Raw genomic sequence first — 19545 nt, forward strand, 5'->3', positions numbered from 1 at the left:
CGGCTCGGGCGGTTCGGCCCAGCCCTCCCGCGGTTCGGGCCAGCGAGACCGGGCCCGGCCTATTTCGCTGCGGCCAGTTCGCCCATCGGGCTCAGCGCGCTCGGAGCGTCGGCCGGGGTCTGGGCAAGCGTCTCGAACTCGTTGATCTGGTCGAGGGCGATGCCCATCGAGATGTTCGTGACGCGTTCGAGGATGACCTCGACGACCACGGGCACCTGATGTTCGTCCATGAGTCCCTTGGCCACCCGCAGGCCTTCGCCGATGAGTTCGGGATCCTCGACCCGCAGCGCCTTGCACCCGAGCCCCTGGGTCACGGCCACGTGGTCGACGCCGTATCCGGAGGATGCGGAACCGGCGGCGTTGATGTTCTCGAATGCCAGCGACACCTCGTAGTCCATCTCGAAGCCGCGCTGGGACTGACGGATGAGGCCCAGGTAGGAGTTGTTGACGACGATGTGGACATAGGGGATCCGGTGCTGCGCGCCGACAGCGAGCTCTTCGAGCATGAATCGCCCGCGGAGGTCCCGTCAAGACCTTCCCCTCAGAACTACCTGACGGCGGCCCAGCAACCTCGCGCGAGGTTGCTGGGCCGCCGTCAGGTAGTAATTGGGGTCAGAGAGGGGTGCCGTCGACCCAGACGCCGGCGATGTCGCCCGGGGTGCCCATCGCGAAGATCTTTGCCAAGGCGTCCTCGTCGTCGGCAGCGTGGCGGATGCCGACGTCCAAGGGCTGCCCCGCGGCCGGGCGGATGAGCACGGCGTCGAAGCGCTTGCCCTCGCTGAGCACGCCGACATCGTCGAGCTCGAGCGCCTCGGCGCCGGCCGCAGTCGCCAGGTGCAGCAGATGCGCCGAGTTCAGTGCCACTCCCCCGGACGGATCGAGCTGCTGCATGAAGTACGACTGCACCCCTTCCTTGAGCAGGTTGAACCCGGTCCCCGCCCCGACGTCGGAGCCCAAAGCCACCCGGACACCCGCCTCGATATGCCGGCGCAACGGAAAGAAACCGCTGGCCAGAGCCGAGTTCGAGGTCGGACAGTGCGCGGCCACGGACCCGGCCTCGGCCATGCGTGCCAGTTCCCGATCCTGCGGGTGGACGTTGTGCGCGAGCACCGTGCGCCGACCGACGAGCCCCGCCCGGTCGTAGGTGTCGAGATAGTCACGAGCCTCCGGGTGGATCTGCGCGACTCCGGAGATCTCATCGACGTTCTCGTTCAGGTGCGAAGTCACCCAGATTCCCGGATTCTCCTCCACGAGGCGGCCGCCGGCGGCCAGCAGCTCGGGACCTGCGGAGAACGAGAACCGCGGCGTCACCGCGTAGCGCAATCGTCCCTTCCCGTGCCACCGGTCGATGAGCGCCTGACTCTCCTGCGCCGAGCGCTCCACGTCGGTGAGCAGCGCCTCTGGTAAGTTCCGGTCGCTGGTGACCAGGCCGGAGGTGATCCGCAGCCCCGACTCTGACGCGGCGGAGAAGAAGATGTCCATGGCGCTCGCGAAGTGCGAACCGAAGACCATCGCCGAGGTGGTCCCCGCCGAGATCAGCCCCGTGAGGAATTCGCCGGCCACCGCCTTCGCGTAGGCGGGGTCGGCGAGTTTCGCCTCTTCGGGCAGGGCGCACTGGTCGAGCCAGTCGAGCAGAGGCCGCCCGAGGTGGCCGATGGCACGGACCTGCGGCAGATGGACGTGCGTATCGATGAGTCCGGGGATGAGCACACCGTCGCGGAGGTCGACGACCTCGGCGTCCGGATGTGCTGCCCGGGCCGTGTCGACATCGGTGCGGGAGGTGATGAGCCCGTCGTCGACGACGAGGGCGACATCGGACGCCGAACGCAGCCGGCCTCCGGTGAACGGGTTGTCCGGCGTATCGAAGACGCGGGCACGGTAGATGACCACAGTGGTTCTCCTTGAGTCAGTGGTGGTAAAAATCAGCCGATGCGGCCGAGCAGGTCCGCGGCGACGCTCACGGCGATCGTTGCGGGCGCTTTGCCCGGCAGCTCGGGCAGTCCGATGGGGCACCGGATGGTGTCGACGGCCTCGAGGTCGAAGCCCTCGGCGGCGAGGTTCTTGCGAAAGCGCTGCCATTTCGCGTTCGAGCCGATGAGTCCGACCGAGCCGAGGTCGCCGCGGGTCAGCGCCGCGGAGCACAGGTGCAGGTCTTCGGCATGGTCATGGGTCATGATGACCACGTGCGCGCCGGCCGGCAGGCTCTCAAGCACCTCTTCGCCGACGACGGCGAATTCGCGGCGGATCCGCGCCACCGGCGCCTCCAACCCATCGAGAGCCTCGAGCTGCTCCGGTCGGGAATCGGACACGGTGAGGTCGAGATCGTGGCGGGCCAGGATCCGCGTGAGTTCGAGGCCGATGTTGCCGATGCCGAAGATCGCCACCGAGGCGGGCACGGGCAGGGGTTCGAACAGCATCGTGACCTCTCCGCCGCAGCATTGGCGACCGTATTTCGCCGGAGCCTTGTCGTTGAGCCGCAGGGTGAGCATCTCCGGGGCCGTCTGTCCCTCGGCGAGCAGCTCCCGGGCACGGGTGAGGGCCGTCATCTCGAGATTGCCCCCGCCGATGGTCCCGAACAGGTCATCGGCGGTGGCGATCATCTTCGCTCCCGCCTCACGTGGGGCGTGCCCACGCACCGCGGCGAGAGTGATGAGGACAGCCGGCACCCGAGCTGCGCGAAGCTCGGCTGCGGTGTCCATCCAGGTCATGACGGAATTCGTTGCCCTTCCCTCGCCGAGGCGGCCGCCCCCGAGCCCTGACCGCGGGCTTCTTCGATCGCCCAGAACACCGCTTCGGGTGTGGCCGGGGACGCGAGGTCGACGCTGTGACCGGGGCGTGCGAAGGCCCCGACGGCCTCGCGCAGGGCTTCGCGAACGGAGAAGGCGAGCATGAGCGGGGGTTCGCCCACGGCCTTCGACCCGTACACGGCTCCCTCTTCGTGCGCCTTGTCGAGGAAGGTGACATTGAAGACCTCGGGGACTTCGGAGAAGCTCGGAATCTTGTACGTGCTCGCCGCCTGAGTGGCCAGACGCCCCCGGCTCGGCTTGTCCGATTCGTCCCAGCGCAGATCTTCCAGCGTCAGCCAGCCGGCACCCTGGATGAAGCCGCCCTCGATCTGTCCGAGATCGAGCAGCGGCGACAGGGAGTCCCCGACGTCGTGGACGATGTCGACGCGACGCAGGGTGTAGGAGCCGTCGAAGCGGTTGACTTCGACCTCGGACACCGCCGCCCCGTAGGCGAAGTACTTGAACGGCTCCCCGCGCATCTGCGAGAGATTCCAGTGCAGTCCCTCGGTGCGGTAGAAGCCGGAGGCCGAGAGCTGGATGCGCTGGAAGTACGCGGTGTTGATCAGCTCTTCCCAGGTCACCGTCTTCGTCGACGACAGCGCGGAGACGATTCCGCGTGAGATCTCGACTTCATGCGCAGGAGCACCGAGGATGCCCGCGGCGACCTGTCGCAGCCGGTCGAGGATCTGGTCGCAGGCGTTCTTCACCGCTCCGCCGTTGAGGTCGGATCCGGAGCTCGCTGCCGTCGCCGAGGTGTTGGGCACCTTGTCCGTGCGGGTCGGCGCCAGACGCACCGTCGACAGGGGCACGCCGAGGGTGGTGGCCGCGACCTGCAGCATCTTCTGGTGCAGGCCCTGGCCCATCTCGGTGCCGCCGTGGGTGACGAGGACGGAGCCGTCCTTGTACACGAGCACGAGCGCTCCGCCCTGGTTGAAGGCGGTCAGGTTGAACGAGATCCCGAACTTCACCGGAGTGATCGCCAGCCCCCGCTTGATGTGCTCGTGGCTCGAGTTGAAGGCGCGGATCTCGGCTTCGCGGGCGTCCAGATCGGACTGGGAGATGAGCTGATCCCAGCACGCTTCGATCCGCTCGGGGTGGCGCACCGGCTGATAGTAGGGAGTGTCCTGGCCGTCGGCGTAGAAGTTCCGGCGCCGCAGCTCCCGGGCGCTCAGTCCCAGCTGCGGGGCGACACGTCCGATGATGTCCTCCATGACGAGCATGCCCTGCGGGCCGCCGAAACCGCGGAAGGCCGTCTGCGAGGTCTTGTTGCATTTGGCGATGCGGCCGGTGACTCGGATGTTGGGCACCCAGTAGGCGTTGTCGATATGGCACATCGCGCGGGTGAGCACGGGTTCGGACAGGTCGAGGCTCCACCCGCCGTCGGCGGTCAGCGTCGCATCGAGGGCGAGGATCTTCCCCTCCTCGGTGAATCCGATCTTCCACGACGAGTGGAAGCCGTGTCGTTTGCCGGTCATGGTGATATCGCGGGTGCGGTCGAGCCGCAGTCGCACGGGCCTGCCGGTGAGCTTCGCACCGAGCGCGGCCAGGGCAGCGTAGCCGTGGGGCTGCATCTCCTTGCCGCCGAAGCCGCCGCCCATGCGCAGGCACTGCACGGTCACCTCGTGGGCGGGGACTCCGAGGACGTGGGAGACGATATCCTGAGTCTCGGTGGGGTGCTGGGTCGAGGACTGGATGAAGACCTGCTCGTTCTCGTCCACATGAGCCAGGCAGGCCTGCGTCTCGAGATAGAAGTGCTCCTGACCGGCGAACTCGAATTCGCCTTCGAAGACATGAGCGGCGTCGGCGAACGCGGAGTCGACTTCGCCCTTGTCGATCGACAGGGGTGTGCCGTGGTAGCTGTCGGCGGCGATGGCATCGCGCACGGTCACCAGCGACGGCAGCTCCTCGACCTCGGCGGTCACTGCTGCAGCGCCTTCCTTCGCGGCCTCGAGATCCTCGGCGAGGACCCAGGCCAGGGGCTGGCCGAAGAACATGATCTCGTCGACCGGCAGCATCGGCTCATCGTGTTTGACGCCCTGGTCGTTGACGCCGGGGATGTCGGCGGCGGTGATGACCTTGACGACGCCGGGCACCGCATAGGCGGGTGCGACGTCGATGGCGCCGAGGCGGCCGTGCGCGGTCGTCGACTGCACGGGGAAGGCGTGGAGGACGCCGGTGAGGCGGCCGATGAGGTCATCGGTGTAGAGCGCGGTTCCGGTGACGTGGCCGAAGGCGCTTTCGTGGTGGTGGCGTTCGCCGACGACCGGGTCGGCGGGGCGGTGGGAGAGCTGGCTCATCACTGGACCTCCTTGCTGGTCACGGCCGGGTGGCCGAGCTGCTCGGCATAGAAGCGTTCAAGGGAGGACCGCAGCATCGCGGTCCGGTATTTCGCACTTGCTCGGTGGTCGTCCATCGGGGTGCCTTCGGCGGCCAGCGTCTCGGCCGCCGCATGCACGGTCTCCAGGCTCCACGGTCGGCCTTCGAGGAGGGCTTCGGTGGCGGTGGCGCGCAGCGGGGTGGCCGCGACTCCGCCGAGGCCGATCCGGGCCTTGGCGATCATTCCGTCGCGGATGTCGACGGCGTAGCCGATCGCCACCGAGGAGATGTCATCGAAGCGGCGTTTGGCGATCTTCTGGAACGACGTCAGCGGAGACAGCGGCAGCGGGATGCGGATGGCGGTGATGAGCTCATCGGAGGCCCGCACCGTCTGCCGGTATCCGGTGAAGTAGTCGGCCAGCGCCACGGTCCGGGACCCGCGCACCGAGGTGAGCACGAGTTCGGCTTCGAGGGCCAGCAGGGCCGGCGGGGTGTCGCCGATGGGCGAACCGGTGCCGAGGTTGCCGCCGATCGTCGCCCCGTTGCGGATGAGGCGGGAGGCGAACTGCGGGAACAGTTTGCCCAGCAGCGGAATGCTGCCGTTCAGTTCGCGTTCGAGTTCGGACAGGGTGTGGGAGGCGCCGAGTTCGACGAACGATTCGGTGCGGCGGATTCCGCGCATCTCCTCGAGCCGGTCGACGGCGAGGATGTTCTTCGCGCGCGCTCCCTTGATGTTGACCTCGACGCCCCAGTCGGTGGCCCCGGCCACGACGGTGACCTCGGGGTCCTGGCTGAGGATGGAGGTCGCCTCGGCGAGGGTGGCGGGACGACGGTAGCGTCCGATCCGGCCCGTGGCGGTGTCGGCCCGCTGATAATCGGTGGCCACGGGGGCCGGTGCCGGGCGGTCACGGCGGGCGGCCAGCGCATCGTCGGCGGTGGGCTGTCCGAGAGCGTTCGCGGCGTCGCGGATGGGACGGTAGCCGGTGCAGCGGCACAGATTGCCCGACAGGGAGTGGAGGTCGAAGCCGTCCTCGCAGCGATCAGGGCGGTAGTATTCGGCGGCCATCGACGAGATGAAACCGGGGGTGCAGTATCCGCACTGGGATCCGCCGCGCACGGCCATCTCTTCCTGGACGGGGTGGACGGTGTCTCCGTCGGCCAGACCTTCGGAGGTCACGACCTCTCCCCCGTCGAGGGCTGCCGCCGGCAGCAGGCAGGAGTTCACTGACGTCCAGCGGGTTCCGCCGGATTCGTCGGGGCGGGCGACCATGATCGCGCAGGCCCCGCATTCGCCTTCGGCGCAGCCTTCCTTCGCTCCGGTCAGCCCCTGACCGCGCAGGAAGTCCAGCGCATTCGTATGGGGTGGGCCGTCGAATTCGCGGACGGTCCCGTTGATTGTCACTTCGGCAGTTGACTGGTCCGTTGTCGCTGCGGACATCGCACTTCACACCTCCCGCGCCTCTTCACTGAGGCGCACAGTGCATGGTTGGAACATTGTGCTTCGTTCTTCGAGCTTCTGGTTATCCATGCGAACAGCGCAGAAGAACGTGGAATCAGGGGACGAGGCGTCCCCGCGGGTCAGGCCCCGTGGGCGATCTGACCCTTTCCCCAAGCTGAGTGTCCAACCATTGTTCTCATGCCCCCAAGATAGCCGAAATCGGGCCGCGAACGAAGTACAGGACGAATCCGGCCGAGACGACCCACAGCAGCCAGTGGACCTGACGGGCGCGGTTGCTCATGGCGTGGATGAGTGCCCAAGAGATGAATCCGACGCCGATTCCATTGGCGATCGAATAGGTCAGCGGCATCGTCACCATGGTGAGGAAGACCGGCAGCGAGGTGCGGAAGTCGGTCATGTCGATCTCACGGATCTGCGTGACCATCATGGCTCCGACGACGACGAGCGCCGCGGCTCCGGCTTCCATCGGGATGACGGCAATGAGCGGTGAGAAGAACATCGACAGCAGGAACAGCACACCGGTGACGCAGGCGGCCAGACCGGTCCGTGCGCCTTCGGCGATTCCCGCCGCGGAGTCGACGAAGACCGTATTCGACGACGCGGATGCGCCGCCGCCGAAGACCGCGCCGAGACCTTCGACGATGAAGGCTCCGCGGATGCGCGGGAACATTCCGTCGTCGGTCTGCAGCCCGGCGCTGCGGGCGAGCCCCGTCATCGAGCCCATGGCGTCGAAGAAGTTCGTGAACACGAGGGTGAACACGAGCATCGTGGCAGCGAGGACGCCGATCTGCTGGAATCCGCCGACGAGGTCGAAGGCGCCGATGAGACCGAAGTCGGGAAGCGCGACGACCTGCTGCGGGAATTCCGGAGCGGAGAGGTTCCAGCCCAGCGGGTCCGGATCGACGGGGTCGCCGACGGTGCCGAGCTTCGCGAACGCCTGGATGATGATCGCGGCGATCGTGGCCACGATGATGCCCATGAGGATGCCGCCGGGGATCCTCCGCGCCACGAGGATGCCGATGAGGACGAGCGCGAAGACGAATACCAGCGTCGGCAGGGAGCCGATCGATCCGTCCTGTCCCAGCTGGACTGGTGGTCCTGACGGGGTGCGGGTGACGAATCCGGCGTTGACGAAGCCGATGAAGGCGATGAAGAGTCCGATGCCCACCGTGATGGCGATCTTCAGCGCATGCGGGACGGCGTTGAAGATCGCGGTGCGGATGCCCGTGGCGCCGAGGACGACGATGATGACGCCGTTGATGACCACGAGCCCCATAGCATCGGCCCAGGTGACTTCCTGGACGACGGAGACGGCGAGGAAGCTGTTCATTCCCAGGCCTGCGGCGAGACCGAAGGGCAGTCTGGCGACGACGCCGAAGAGGATCGTGATGACGCCGGCGACGAGCCCGGTGACCGCGGTCAGCTGGGCGAAGTCGAGGCTGTCACCGGCGATGTCCTGGGAGCCGCCGAGGATGAGCGGATTGAGGACGACGATATAGGCCATCGCGACGAAGGCGACGATGCCTCCGCGGATCTCCTGCCTGATCGTCGACCCACGTGGGGTGATTTCGAAGAATCTGTCGAGAAGCCCCGGTCTCGACGATGCGGTCTTCACCGCTTGGTCATTGTCAGCCATTTTCATGGACCACCTCAGGTTGTTCGATTTGGTCAGCCGGCGACATCATCGTCGTCGGCCCTGCGCCTTGAACATGCGCAATGAAACAGGCAGGCATCGGTCCTCGACCGCACCGCGATTTCCACATCCCGGAAAACTCTTTCTGTTTCACCGAGCAAGTCTCGCCGCTCGACCCTGATGTGTCAATCATCACACCCCTGCCCGCACCGATGCCATCCTTCGACGGGACAGACGAAACCCCTGATCAGAATCGACTGATCAGGGGTTTCCCGTGGCGGTGGCGGTGGGATTTGAACCCACGGTAGGGGGTTGCCCTACACAACATTTCGAGTGTTGCACCTTCGGCCGCTCGGACACGCCACCGCCGACAACTGTACAGCGGTGGACTTTCTGCGTCCAAATCGGTTCGCCGTGAGCTGGGACACGTCAGCGTTTGGCCGCGAAGAACTCCCTCAGCAGGGCCCGACTCTCCTCCGCCCGGACGCCCGAGGTGACCTCTGGCTGGTGGAGTGCGGCGCGGTCGCGCAGCAGATCCCAGACCGAGCCGACCGCCCCGGCCTTGTCGTCGAAGGCGGCGAAGACGACTCGGTCGATCCGAGAGCCGACGAGGGCCCCGGCGCACATCGCGCATGGTTCCAGGGTGACGACGAGCGTGCAGCTGTCCAAGCGCCACGTCCCCCTCGCCGAGGCGGCAGCGGAGATCGCCATGAGCTCGGCGTGGCCGAGCGGATCGGCATCGACCTCCCGCCGATTGTGACCGCGCCCGATGATCTCACCGTACCCGTCGACGACAACGGCCCCGACGGGAACGTCGTCATGAGCGGGTGCCAGGACCGCCTCGGCGAGGGCATGTCCCATCCATTCGCCGAACCGGGCCGTGGTCGCAGCGGTCAGCGTGCGGCCTCGAGCTGATCGGCGAAGCCGACGGTCTCACCGACGTGGGCGACGACGCGGGCGGGATCGGATCGATAGCTCTCGACCTGGTCGATGAGCATGGCGGCGGGGACTCCGCGGTCGGAGTAGATATCGGCGTCTCCGCCCCATTCGGAGTCGGCGTCGAATTCGAGCATCTCGACCTCGTCTTCGTCATCGTCCTCGGCGGCGGCGTCCTCCTCCTCGGCGGCGCCGAAGTCCTCTTCGGGTTCGGCGTCGTAGGCGTCGGGGCGGGAGTCGAGGAAGTCGGCGAAGATCTCCGCGAACGGGCTCGCCTCGACCGCGGCGAGATCGGACAGGAAGACCTTGACCTCATTGTTCCCGCACAGGCGCACGAGCCCGAACCACTCGTCTTCATGTTCGATGACGGCCACGGCCTCACCGTCGTCACCGGCGGCCGAACGCATCATATCGACGAGGTCGTCGAGGTCGTTCGCGTCGCGGACGTCGACGTCGAGGGCGCGGAAGCCATCGCCGGAATCGGCCAGGATCTCAGTGAAGTACGACATGCCTCCATTGTGAACGCTTCGGACCGCATTGACCACTGCCGACGAGGCGAAGTTCTCCCGTACCATTTGGGGTATGCATCTTCACGTAGCCGATCACCCGCTCATCGCACACAAACTCACCGCTCTGCGCGATGCGAACACGGATTCCGCTCGCTTCCGTCAGCTCACCGAAGAGCTCGTCATGCTGCTGGCCTACGAGGCGACCCGATCGGTGGCGGTCGAGGACAAGGAGATCTCGACCCCGGTGACGACGACCACCGGCACCCGCATCGCCGAACCCCGTCCCGTCGTGGTCCCGATCCTGCGTGCCGGCCTCGGCATGCTCGACGGAATGCTGCGCATCCTGCCCACCGCCGAGGTGGGCTTCCTCGGAATGGTCCGCGACGAGACGACCTTCGAACCCAGCGCCTATGCCGACCGCCTGCCCGATGACCTCACCGGTCGGCAGATCTTCGTCGTCGACCCGATGCTCGCCACCGGCGGCACCCTGGCCATGGCCATCGACTTCCTGCTCGCTCGCGGGGCGCGTGACGTCACCGCAGTGTGCCTCGTCTCCGCCCCCGAGGGTGTGGCGCGCATCGAACGCGACTACAGCGATTCCGCCGAGGTGAAGGTGTACACGGCCGCACTCGACGAGAAGCTCAACGAGAAGGGCTACATCGTGCCCGGACTCGGCGATGCCGGGGACCGGATGTACGGAATCGTCGACTGAGGCCTCGCGGATGACGATTTCGGTCGTCAGCCTCGGCGACCGAAACGTCATATTTCGTCACAGTCGTCTCATTTTCGGGTTTTCCTTTGCGCGGCCGAAGTTTTGTGACAAATAATGAAGCCATGACTTCGACGATTCATCAGATGCGAATGCCGGGTGCACATATGTGTATGCCCTGCGTTCGTGGTCGGTGATCTCACTCCCGCTGTCCGGCCTCGAACGAGTTCACTCAAGCAGCGGACTCCTCCAGTCATATCGACCTCATGGTCGAAAGCAAAGGACAGCTATGCCGAATCCAGAACCCGCCTACGTCCACCCGCGCAGTGCAGTGGCCACTCGACGTGCAGGAGCCAGGTTGAGCGCAGTCGACCCGCAGAACGCACCGCACACCTTCGGACCGGCCGGGGTCGTCCCCTCGCCGAAGGCCGCTCGCGGAATCATCGTCTACATCGGACTCGATGAGTCCAAGGCCGCGGCCGACGGCACGAACCTGTCCGCGATCGCCGCCGAGCTGCAGGCCTACGCCAAGGAACTGGCCAGTCAGGCCGAGACCCAGGCCGTCATCGCCTTGGCCCCGGAGGGCCGCGGCAGCGACATCGACGCCGTCCGGGCCGTGGCCACCGGTTCCCCCGCCGCGACCGGTGCGCCGGCGGCGACCCACGGCCCCGTGCGTTCGCGCATTCCCAACCGCATCCACCCGCCGGCTCTACGCGAGGAGACCGCTCCGGCGGCCCCCGCGCCCCGCGGTTTCGGCGGTCGCGCCGGCGATGCCTACACCCAGGCGGCCGGGGAACGCCTGCGCATCGACATTCCCCGCCGCGAGGCCCGCATCGACGGTGACCTCGTCGATGTCACGACGAAGGAATTCGACCTGCTCGCCACCCTCGTCTCCCACGCCGATGAGACCCTGCCCCGGGAGGACCTCATCACCGCGGTGTGGTCCGGCGGTGAGGTTCCCGACGAACGCACCGTGGACGTCCACATCCGCCGACTGCGGCGCCGCCTCGGCGAGTATGCCTCCGTGGTGCGCACGATGCGGGGGTCGGGCTATCGCTACGACACTCACCCCGATGTGACGGTGTGGAGCGCGACGGCGCGTCGCTGATCTCATGCGGCTGTGAGCCGCATCGCAAGTCGCTTCCAGCGCGGGGCCAGACTTCCCGGTTAAGATCGTTGATCGATGAACCAGGCATATTCCGCACCGCGCAGAAGGCACAGCCCCGCGAAGGGCATCACCGCATTGATCTTCGGGATCCTCTATGCGGCATTCCTGCTCCTCCACAATCTGCTGCCGACGCGGATGGGCATCGCGCTCATCCTCGAATCGGTGCTGCCGTGGACGGGGATCGTCCTCGCACTCGTGCTGCTCATGTTCCTCATCCGCTTCTCGTGGCTCTCGGCCATCGGATTCCTCGTGCCCGCTCTGGTGTGGACGGGGATGTTCGGTCCCGCCCTGCTGCCGAACGATGATTCCGGTGATCCGGACCTGTCGGTGGCCACCCACAACGTGGGGGCGAGGATGCCGCAGCCCACAGCGGCCGCGCAGAACATCGTCGACCGTGATCCGGACATCGTCACGGTCCAGGAGCTCGAGTCGCTGTCGGGCAAGATCATCCACAAAGAGCTCGACTCCTCGTTCGAGCATTCTCAGGTCGTCGACACCATCGGCGTGTGGTCGAAATGGCCGATGTCGGAGCCCCAGGAGGTCGACCTCGGCCTGCAGTGGCCGCGGGCTTTCGCGACCACGATCTCGACCGATCACGGTGACATCCGCTTCTATGCCGTGCATATGCCGTCGGTGCGCCCCGGTCACGAATCGATGCGCAATGCCGCACTGCGCCGCTTGGCCACGACCGTGGAGACCGACAGCGCCGACCACGTCGTCGTCGCCGGCGACTTCAACACGGCGACGACGGACAACAACATGAAGACCCTGGTGCCGCCGCTGCAGGATACCCGGGAAGAGGCCCGAGGCGGCTTCGGCTTCACCTGGCCCGCCCGGTTCCCCGTCACGCGGCTCGACCATGTCCTCTATCGCGGTTTCGACGCCACCTCCGACGAGGTGCTCGAACGCGGATCGAGCGACCATCGCGCCGTCCTCGCCGGGCTCGACCTCAAGTAGGCGGAGTCACTTCGTGCACGCGTTTCAGTTCGTGCACGCGTTTCAGTTCGTGCACTGCCCTGTCGGCTGCGGTGTGCGCTCGGCGGCACCGGCGTCGAGTTCGTCGGCGATCTCGGCTCGGGTGAGCGCATAGCCGGTTTCGTCATCGGTGGCCGAACGGGCGAAGACCATGCCGACGACGTTTCCGTCGGCATCGATGAGCGGGCCTCCCGAGTTGCCTTCCCTCACGATTCCGCGCAGGGCATAGACTTCACGGACGACCGACTGCGAGTCGTAGATGTCGAGTCCGCGGGCGTTGATCTTCTCCCGCACGCGGGCCGGTGAGATCGTATAGGGACCGTTGGCGGGGAATCCCACGACGACGGAGTCGTCGCCGGGTCCGAGCCCGCTTCCGAAGTCGAGGGCGGGGGCCTCGAGCCCAGCGACTCGGAGCACAGCCACATCGGCTTCGGCATCGAATTCGACGACCTCCGCCCGGTACGGCCTGCCCTTGCCGCCGACCTGCACGGCCAGTTCCGTGGACCCGGCCACGACGTGGGCGTTGGTGGCGACGAGTCCGTCCTCATAGACGAAGCCTGAGCCTTCAGAACCGGTGGCGCAGCTGGTGGCCGTCGTCGTGATCTTGACGACCGAATCGTCGACGCTGCGTCCGACGTCGACCATACCTTCATCGGGTTCTCCGACTCCGCGGATCTGTTCGGGCTGACCGGAGAACACCTGAGGGAACCCGGAGGCGCTCAGTCCCTTCGCCAGTCCGCCCAGCGCGTTCTGGGAAGAGTAGGGAATGGTGCGGTCGATCGCGGCGATGACGGTGGAGTCGGCGACCCAGCGGTTGGGTTCGACGAGCGGGGAGGTGCGGATGAAGCCGGCGGCGAGCCAGACGACGAGGACATAGACGACTCCGGCGGTGATGGTGCCGCCGATGGCATCGATGCCCTGACCGAGGTCGGAGTCCATGTTGTGCTTGATCCACGCGCCGATGCCGCTGCCGGCGAAGGCGAAGAGAACACTGAGGACCAACGGCATCGAGGCCAGCAGCATGAGCACACCGGGGTTGTCCATGACGTCGGTGCCGGTGCTCAGCGATTCGACGAACGGGGAGAGCAGGCGCCCGAGAATCCAGCCGACGATGAAGCCGGCCGCGGTTCCGAGCGCGGTGATGATGCCCTGGCGGAACCCGGCGAAGAGCGCCCCGATGCCGAGGACGATGAGGAGGATGTCGAAGATCGTCACCGCTGGAACTTACCGCACAGTCTGTCTGGAGGCCGCGAGCAGTCGTTCGCGGGCGTCGGAGAACTGTTTGAGTTCGGCTCGTTCGATCTTGCGTTCCTGTTCTCCGCCGATACCCGCGAGCACACGCATCCGCGTCGTCGACAGTTTGCCGGAGGTGCGGATCATGGTCTTCATCTCCTCCTTGCCGCCGGGGAACGACTTCGCCCAGTCGCGGCCGTTCTTCCGACCCTTCCAGGTGCCGAGCATGTCGACCTCGGCGTGGGTGAGCCAACCGGAGTTCGCATAGTCGCCGAGCATGTTCTGGGTGTGCATTCGCTCGCTGCGGCGCAGAATGAGTCCCAGCGTCACCCAGGCGGCGGAGAGAATGGCGCTGAGCACGACGAGGCCGATGATCTGCGGGAGCATTCCGCCCATCACGTTGCGGGTCGCTTGCCCGAACGCACCGAGGAGAGTCATCGAGGCGTTCCAGAAGCCGTGCAGGACCATGCCGAGTGCGAGCCCGGGCAGCCACATGAGGATGAGCGACCACCACGGCCATTTGCGGGCGGCGAGGCCGATCGACACACCGGCGCAGGTCGAAAACGCAGTGTGCAGCAGCGGTGAGCCGAGGCAGCGCATGGCGAATGTCACTGCCAGTCCCGGAAGTTCGCCGTCGTTCCACGATTGGCCGAGGTAGAGGATGTTCTCGGTGAAGGCGAATCCGGCACCGATGAGCGAACCGTACACGAGCCCGTCGAGGGGGCCTTCGAAGTGGCGACGGGCGCCGAGGACGATGACGAGCAAGAGAACGGTCTTGGTCGATTCCTCGAGGATCGGAGCCTGAATGACTGCACCGATGACGTCGGGCACCCCATTGATGCCGACCATATAGAGCGCGATGTCACCGACGAGTGAGAAGCCGAGGGTGAGGATGACCGAGGCGACGGCTCCCCAGAGCAAACAGATACCGAGGAGGAGCTTCGGCTGCGGTTTCCATCGATCGAGCCAGAGCACATACGCGATGATTGCCAGAAGCGGGATCGCCGCAAGTCCGATGAGACCGAAGAGGCGGACACCGAAGCTCAGTCCGCCGAGCAGAGCGAGAAGGCCGAGCCCACCGACAAGAGCGACGAGAACGAGGATCGCGGCGACGAGGCGGACGATGTTTCCGGTCGAATCGGGTTCGGTCTCCGGTTGTGCCTTTCGCACGGCACCGGTCCAGGGAGTATCGGTGACGACCTGTTGAGGTGCCTGCATTCCTGCACGGATCCGCATCTCCTGAGTCACCGTCGGCGCAAACCGCGGCTGAGCATAGACGCGAGCCTGCGCTGGCGCGGGCGCATACATCACCGGCTGACCGGGCATGGGTTGCCCGGGCATGGGCTGGCCCTGCATCGGCTGACCTGGAACTGGTTGGCCTGGAACCGACTGCCCTTGCTGTGCCATCGGCTGGCCCTGCATGGGAGGCTGCCCCTGCGGCGGCATCTGTCGGCCGGGCGCCTGCTGGGGCTGCGGAACCTGTGGCTGCCTCTGCTGCATGGGAGGCTGCTGGTTCGGCTGCTGCGTTCCCTGTGGCCGCGGTCGGAACCGATCATGATTCGGCTGCTGATTCTGTGCCTGCTGGGGCGGAACCTGGCCCTGCGGCGGCACCTGCCCCTGCTGTCCCTGCGCCGGCGTCTGCCCCTGCACCGGTGGCACGCTCGGGTTCGGAGGGCCCTGCACGCGGGGCGGCTGCGGTCTCTGCGAACCGGGACCGTTCTGTGCCGACATAGGTGTGTCCTTCTGCATTGGGGAAATTGCCGCTCACCACAGTCTAGAGTCAGCACCGGCAACAGACCGCCTGACTGTGTATCCATCCAGCAACACTTCAGCCGACTGCCAACTCATGCGAATGCCGACGTCGTCCGAACACCTCGTATCCGAATTCGCCCTCACCCGAATGCCTACGCTCAGCTGACTCAAACATTTTCTGCTGTGGACGGCCAAGCAATCACGGGCGCAGATCCCACAAATGGTGGGACCGCCTTCGCGAGCCTGATCGCTTCTGGAACGCCAAGAACCGCGGACACAGCGCGTTCCACTCCCCCACCACTGCGCTGTCGGGACTCGCCCCACTCCAACGTCAATTCCTGTGGATACGCAAACCGCTTTCCACAGGTCCTCGTTCGCCCCTGGCCGCAGAGCTGCCGATCCATGTCGAATCGGTCCATGACTACTCTCAGACTCGCATCGCTGCGCACCGCACTGCTCTTCGTCGTCCTCTCCGTGGCCTCGCTCATCGGACTGGGACCGGCCATGGCCGCGGGACCGCCGGTCAGCCTCGGCGAGGTTCCGGTGCACACCGCCCCCAACGCCTATGGTCCAGGCATCTGGCATCACGCGAAGCAGGGCAAGACGTGGTACGGCTCGTATCGGACCTTCCCCGACACTTCCGCCTACTGCATCGATGCGGGGAAGAAGTCACCGCTGCCGAAGTACTTCCAGGGCGCGAAGGCCGAAAAGATCGCCTCGGCCCAGACGGCCTGGGCCCTCTCTGAATATGCGGGATCAAAGTCGAAAGATGTGCAGGCCGCACTGAGCGCGATGGCGCGCCTCGACAAGAACCTTCCCCACGATCACAAGGTGCCGCCGCAGAAGCCGGCCGACCTGGGCAAGAAGTTCGCAGCGGCGGCGAAGAAGCACTCGTCGATCCTCGCCGAAGCGAAGAAGTTCGCGGGCCCCTACACTCTCGACATCAGCCTCGAGTCGGTCATGCGGATGCCTGTTCTCGAGCCCTATGCCGCCCCGGAATCCTCCCCTTCTCCTGATCCCTGGGCCTCCGATTCGCCGAACAGCGACAAAGATTCGCCGAACAGCGACCAGGATTCGCCTGAGAGCAGCAAAGACGACGACCGCCCGAAGATCCTCGGCACTCCGACCGATGAGGCGACGCTGAAGGTCTCCCTCCTCAGCGCCTCCGGAGCCCAAGTTCCCGATGTCCCCGTCACCCTCAAGATTGCCGGAGCTGAGAAGGCCCCGAAAACCGTGACCACCGGAGCAGAACCAGTGGCTCAAACGCTCAAGGCGAGCGCGCCCGGGAACTTGTCCGTAACCGCCTCGGCGAAGGTCGCCCCGCATACCGTGCGTGTCTTCGAACCGACTTCCGGTACACGCGTGCAGCGAGTCATCACCCCGGACACTCCCGATTCCGTCACGGACAAGGCGTCGTTGGAACTGACGTCCCAGCCGAAGGTGACCACTGAGATCTCCGATCAGACCCCGACACCCGGCGGGTCCGTCACCGACGAGTTCACGGTCTCCGGTCTCATCGGCGACCACACGGTCACGGTCGAACACACCCTGTGGCAGACCGCGACGGCACCGAAACAGGGTGTGAAGAACGATGATGCCCGCGAGATCGGGTCCGTGACCTCGAAGGATGTCGGCAACGGCACCCACACGTCCGGCGAGGTCACCGTGCCCGAGGACTTCCGCGGCTGGCTCTACTTCACCGAGACGATCGCCGGGGACAAAGCGACGAAGGAATGGAAGGGAATCCACGGCCAACCCCGTGAGACCGGGTTCGTCCCGTGGGCTCCGACTGCCGACACCGAGGCGGTGTTCGAGGGCACATCGACCCATGACGAGGTGGCCGTGACGGGTCTGCGACCCGGTTCCGAAGCCGTGCTCACCATCACCGCCTACCATGTGGAGACCGAACCCGAGCAGTCGAAGAAGACCGACGGCACGGAGCTGTCCGTACAGGACTTCACCGTCATCGCCGATGAGAACGGCCACGTCGAGATCAGCACGGAACCGATCGATATGCCGATCGGTTGGGTCACCTATGTCACCGCAATCGAGGGCAGCGACGTCAACGCCGCATGGACGAGCGACTGGGGTGTCCCGGCCGAAACCGTGCACCGCCCATCTGAGGAGAAGCCGTCGACTCCCCCGGCACCCCCCGAGGAACCGAGCACTCCGCCGACGCCGCCTGAGCAACCCGAGCAGCCGAGCACTCCCCCGGCTCCTCCCGAAGAGCCCGAGACTCCGGAGAAGCCCGATACCCCGCCGGTCGAACCGGTCGCCGAGACTCCCGCGGCACCCGAGACCCCGGCAGCTCCGGCCCCGACAGGCGAACTGCCCCGCACCGGCGCGACCGGCAACGGCATGCTCATCGGACTGGGCATCGTCCTCGTCGGACTCGGCTCAACGATCCTGCTCATCTCCGGCAGCCGCCGCAGCAAATACTAGGAGACAGTGACTACACGACACCCCCGACCGCAAGACTGCAGTCGGGGGCGGAGTGTGCTCAGTCCTGAACCCAAGTCTCCGCCCAGGCGCGGGCGCCGTTCATCATCAGGCCGACGTCGGCCCCGACGAGGACGAAGGACGCTCCGGCTTCCAGGTACTTCCGAGCCTGCTCGGGATCGAAGGCGTTGACACCGACAGGTTTGCCGGCAGCCTTCACTGCCTCGAAGGTCCTGGCCACCGCGTCGGTGACGTCCGGGTGGGTCTGCTGGCCGAGCAGCCCCATCGACGCGGCCAGGTCCGAGGGACCGACGAAGATCTGGTCGATTCCGTCGACTGCGGCGATCTCGGCGGCGTTGTCCACCGCGGTCGCTGATTCGATCTGCACGGTCAGGGACACGAATTCCTCGGCACGACCGAGGTACCCGTCCACGGCGTTCCACCGGGAGGCCCTGGCCAGGGCCGAACCGACCCCGCGCACACCCTTCGGCGGATAATGGACGGCCGCCACAGCCGCCTCGGCGTCGGATTTCGTATCGACCATCGGCACGAGCAGGTTCTGCGCTCCGAGGTCGAGGTGCTGCTTGATGAGCACCGTGTCGTTGACCGGCACCCGGACGACGGGGGTTGCCGGGTAGCCGTTCATCGCGCGCAGCAGACTCGTTGTGGTCTCGAGTCCGATCGGGGAATGCTCGGCGTCGATGAGTACCCACTGCATTCCCGAGGCCGCGGCGATCTCGGCGGCCACGGGCGAACCCGAGCACACCCACATCCCGGCAAGGTACTCGCCGCCGCCGAGTCCGGCCACACGGTCGGTGAAGGTCTGCGGAAGCTCTACTCGAAACGGCATGTGATGACTCCCAGCTCTCCGTAGTCGGCGTGGACGGTGTCGCCGGGATGGACCCACATGGGGCGGGTGAACGATCCGGCGAGCACGGTCTCTCCTGCCCGCAGCACGTCTCCGTGTTCGGCGAGCTTGTTCGCCAGCCACACGATTCCGCGCGCCGGATGGTCGAGGACGGCGGCGGCGACGCCGGAGTCCTCGATCGTCTCATTGCGATAGAGCAGAGCGTTCACCCGACGCAGGTCGACGGCATCGACGGCGACCGGCCGACCACCGAGGACCATCGCCCCCAGCGCCGCATTGTCGGAGATGGTGTCGACGATCGTGCGCCCCTCCATCTCGATGCGCGAGGACAGGACCTCGAGTGCGGGGACGACGTACTCGGTGGCGCGGAGGACGTCGAAGAGACTGACATCGGGTCCGCGAAGCTCATCACGCAGCACGAAGGCGAGTTCGACCTCGATGCGCACGCCGGAGTACTGCGCATGATCGATCACGGAACCGGTGTCATAGACCTGGTCGGCGAAGATCGCTCCGTAGTCGGGTTCGGTGATGCCGGTGGCCTGCTGCATCGGCTTCGAGGTCAGTCCGATCTTATGACCATAGAGCCGACGGCCGGCAGCCTCCCCGCGACGGCGCCATTCGTTCTGCACCGCATAGGAGTCTTCGACCGTCATATCCGGATACTTCGCGGTGAGCAGACCGATCTTCGATCGTGTCCGCTCCGCGTGAGCGAGATCGTCGGCGATGGCCGCGATCGTTGCCTCATCGAGCATGTGGATTCCT

Annotated in this window: 15 protein-coding genes, 1 tRNA gene and 1 pseudogene; 4 read left to right on the top strand and 13 right to left on the bottom strand. The window is 66.3% G+C overall.

Going from position 1 to position 19545, the window contains the following annotated elements; translation table 11 throughout:
* Nucleotides 1-59 precede the first annotated feature (59 nt).
* From BLIN9172_RS05890 to BLIN9172_RS05930, 9 genes and pseudogenes are all read right to left on the bottom strand, one after another.
* Nucleotides 60-512 (bottom strand): annotated as a pseudogene (locus tag BLIN9172_RS05890) (thiamine pyrophosphate-dependent enzyme); the annotation flags it as partial.
* A gap of 100 nt (nucleotides 513-612) precedes the next feature.
* Complete coding sequence (guaD, locus tag BLIN9172_RS05895) at nucleotides 613-1890, bottom strand: guanine deaminase (protein ID WP_101554226.1); 1278 nt, start codon at nucleotides 1888-1890, stop codon at nucleotides 613-615.
* 32 nt (nucleotides 1891-1922) lie between these two features.
* On the bottom strand, nucleotides 1923-2708 hold the full coding sequence (gene xdhC, locus BLIN9172_RS05900; RefSeq protein ID WP_170286880.1) for a xanthine dehydrogenase accessory protein XdhC: 786 nt from the start codon (nucleotides 2706-2708) through the stop codon (nucleotides 1923-1925).
* Nucleotides 2705-5083: a xanthine dehydrogenase molybdopterin binding subunit gene (gene xdhB, locus BLIN9172_RS05905; RefSeq protein WP_101554227.1), complete on the bottom strand. Its 2379-nt coding sequence runs from the start codon at nucleotides 5081-5083 to the stop codon at nucleotides 2705-2707. Before xdhB ends, xdhC begins: the two co-directional genes overlap by 4 nt.
* Nucleotides 5083-6540, bottom strand: a complete 1458-nt coding sequence (locus BLIN9172_RS05910) for a xanthine dehydrogenase small subunit (protein ID WP_101554228.1) — start codon at nucleotides 6538-6540, stop codon at nucleotides 5083-5085. The genes xdhB and BLIN9172_RS05910 overlap by 1 nt, the downstream gene beginning before the upstream one ends.
* Before the next feature lie 196 nt (nucleotides 6541-6736).
* The gene (locus BLIN9172_RS05915) at nucleotides 6737-8197 is read right to left on the bottom strand and encodes an NCS2 family permease (RefSeq protein ID WP_101554229.1); all 1461 of its coding nucleotides are present in this window, start codon (nucleotides 8195-8197) and stop codon (nucleotides 6737-6739) included.
* Between the two features lie 272 nt (nucleotides 8198-8469).
* Nucleotides 8470-8560 (bottom strand) — tRNA-Ser (locus tag BLIN9172_RS05920).
* Nucleotides 8561-8623: 63 nt separating this feature from the next.
* On the bottom strand, nucleotides 8624-9055 hold the full coding sequence (locus tag BLIN9172_RS05925) for a nucleoside deaminase (protein ID WP_101554230.1): 432 nt from the start codon (nucleotides 9053-9055) through the stop codon (nucleotides 8624-8626).
* 32 nt (nucleotides 9056-9087) lie between these two features.
* Complete coding sequence (locus BLIN9172_RS05930) at nucleotides 9088-9639, bottom strand: tRNA adenosine deaminase-associated protein (protein WP_101554231.1); 552 nt, start codon at nucleotides 9637-9639, stop codon at nucleotides 9088-9090.
* A gap of 73 nt (nucleotides 9640-9712) precedes the next feature.
* Between BLIN9172_RS05930 and upp the strand changes: the two genes are divergently transcribed.
* The 3 genes from upp (at nucleotide 9713) to BLIN9172_RS05945 (ending at nucleotide 12473) form a co-directional block, all read left to right on the top strand.
* Nucleotides 9713-10351, top strand: coding sequence for a uracil phosphoribosyltransferase (upp, locus tag BLIN9172_RS05935; RefSeq protein WP_025777002.1), 639 nt, complete (start codon nucleotides 9713-9715; stop codon nucleotides 10349-10351).
* 286 nt (nucleotides 10352-10637) lie between these two features.
* Nucleotides 10638-11456, top strand: coding sequence for a winged helix-turn-helix transcriptional regulator (locus tag BLIN9172_RS05940; protein ID WP_101554232.1), 819 nt, complete (start codon nucleotides 10638-10640; stop codon nucleotides 11454-11456).
* 75 nt (nucleotides 11457-11531) lie between these two features.
* Entirely contained in the window at nucleotides 11532-12473 is a 942-nt protein-coding gene (locus BLIN9172_RS05945; RefSeq protein WP_101554233.1) for an endonuclease/exonuclease/phosphatase family protein, read from the top strand.
* 42 nt (nucleotides 12474-12515) lie between these two features.
* On the opposite strand, the gene BLIN9172_RS05950 is transcribed toward BLIN9172_RS05945, so the two are convergent.
* Together BLIN9172_RS05950 and BLIN9172_RS05955 are read right to left on the bottom strand one after the other, a co-directional pair.
* Nucleotides 12516-13706 (bottom strand): MarP family serine protease, encoded by a 1191-nt coding sequence (locus tag BLIN9172_RS05950; RefSeq protein WP_101554234.1) that lies wholly within the window; start codon nucleotides 13704-13706, stop codon nucleotides 12516-12518.
* Nucleotides 13707-13715: 9 nt separating this feature from the next.
* The gene (locus tag BLIN9172_RS05955; protein WP_240812022.1) at nucleotides 13716-15065 is read right to left on the bottom strand and encodes a PrsW family intramembrane metalloprotease; all 1350 of its coding nucleotides are present in this window, start codon (nucleotides 15063-15065) and stop codon (nucleotides 13716-13718) included.
* 828 nt (nucleotides 15066-15893) lie between these two features.
* Here BLIN9172_RS05955 and BLIN9172_RS05960 point away from each other — a divergent pair.
* Nucleotides 15894-17918, top strand: coding sequence for an LPXTG cell wall anchor domain-containing protein (locus BLIN9172_RS05960; RefSeq protein ID WP_101554235.1), 2025 nt, complete (start codon nucleotides 15894-15896; stop codon nucleotides 17916-17918).
* Nucleotides 17919-17976: 58 nt separating this feature from the next.
* Here the strand turns inward: BLIN9172_RS05960 and BLIN9172_RS05965 are convergent, their stop codons facing one another.
* Together BLIN9172_RS05965 and BLIN9172_RS05970 are read right to left on the bottom strand one after the other, a co-directional pair.
* Nucleotides 17977-18765: an HpcH/HpaI aldolase family protein gene (locus tag BLIN9172_RS05965; protein WP_101554236.1), complete on the bottom strand. Its 789-nt coding sequence runs from the start codon at nucleotides 18763-18765 to the stop codon at nucleotides 17977-17979.
* Nucleotides 18750-19535, bottom strand: a complete 786-nt coding sequence (locus BLIN9172_RS05970) for a fumarylacetoacetate hydrolase family protein (protein WP_101554237.1) — start codon at nucleotides 19533-19535, stop codon at nucleotides 18750-18752. Before BLIN9172_RS05970 ends, BLIN9172_RS05965 begins: the two co-directional genes overlap by 16 nt.
* Between the last annotated feature and the right edge of the window lie 10 nt (nucleotides 19536-19545).

The organism is Brevibacterium linens ATCC 9172 (assembly GCF_900169165.1).
In the GTDB taxonomy this organism is placed as follows: Bacteria; Actinomycetota; Actinomycetes; order Actinomycetales; family Brevibacteriaceae; genus Brevibacterium; species Brevibacterium linens.

Coding starts and splice junctions, on each gene's coding strand:
- BLIN9172_RS05915 (WP_101554229.1), bottom strand. CDS start 8,197: ATGGCTGACAATGACCAAGCGGTGAAGACCGCATCGTCGAGACCGGGG.
- BLIN9172_RS05960 (WP_101554235.1), top strand. CDS start 15,894: ATGACTACTCTCAGACTCGCATCGCTGCGCACCGCACTGCTCTTCGTC.
- BLIN9172_RS05970 (WP_101554237.1), bottom strand. CDS start 19,535: ATGCTCGATGAGGCAACGATCGCGGCCATCGCCGACGATCTCGCTCAC.
- BLIN9172_RS05910 (WP_101554228.1), bottom strand. CDS start 6,540: ATGTCCGCAGCGACAACGGACCAGTCAACTGCCGAAGTGACAATCAAC.
- BLIN9172_RS05945 (WP_101554233.1), top strand. CDS start 11,532: ATGAACCAGGCATATTCCGCACCGCGCAGAAGGCACAGCCCCGCGAAG.
- upp (WP_025777002.1), top strand. CDS start 9,713: ATGCATCTTCACGTAGCCGATCACCCGCTCATCGCACACAAACTCACC.
- BLIN9172_RS05925 (WP_101554230.1), bottom strand. CDS start 9,055: ATGGGACATGCCCTCGCCGAGGCGGTCCTGGCACCCGCTCATGACGAC.
- BLIN9172_RS05965 (WP_101554236.1), bottom strand. CDS start 18,765: ATGCCGTTTCGAGTAGAGCTTCCGCAGACCTTCACCGACCGTGTGGCC.
- BLIN9172_RS05955 (WP_240812022.1), bottom strand. CDS start 15,065: ATGCCCGGGCAACCCATGCCCGGTCAGCCGGTGATGTATGCGCCCGCG.
- xdhC (WP_170286880.1), bottom strand. CDS start 2,708: ATGACCTGGATGGACACCGCAGCCGAGCTTCGCGCAGCTCGGGTGCCG.
- BLIN9172_RS05930 (WP_101554231.1), bottom strand. CDS start 9,639: ATGTCGTACTTCACTGAGATCCTGGCCGATTCCGGCGATGGCTTCCGC.
- BLIN9172_RS05940 (WP_101554232.1), top strand. CDS start 10,638: ATGCCGAATCCAGAACCCGCCTACGTCCACCCGCGCAGTGCAGTGGCC.
- xdhB (WP_101554227.1), bottom strand. CDS start 5,083: ATGAGCCAGCTCTCCCACCGCCCCGCCGACCCGGTCGTCGGCGAACGC.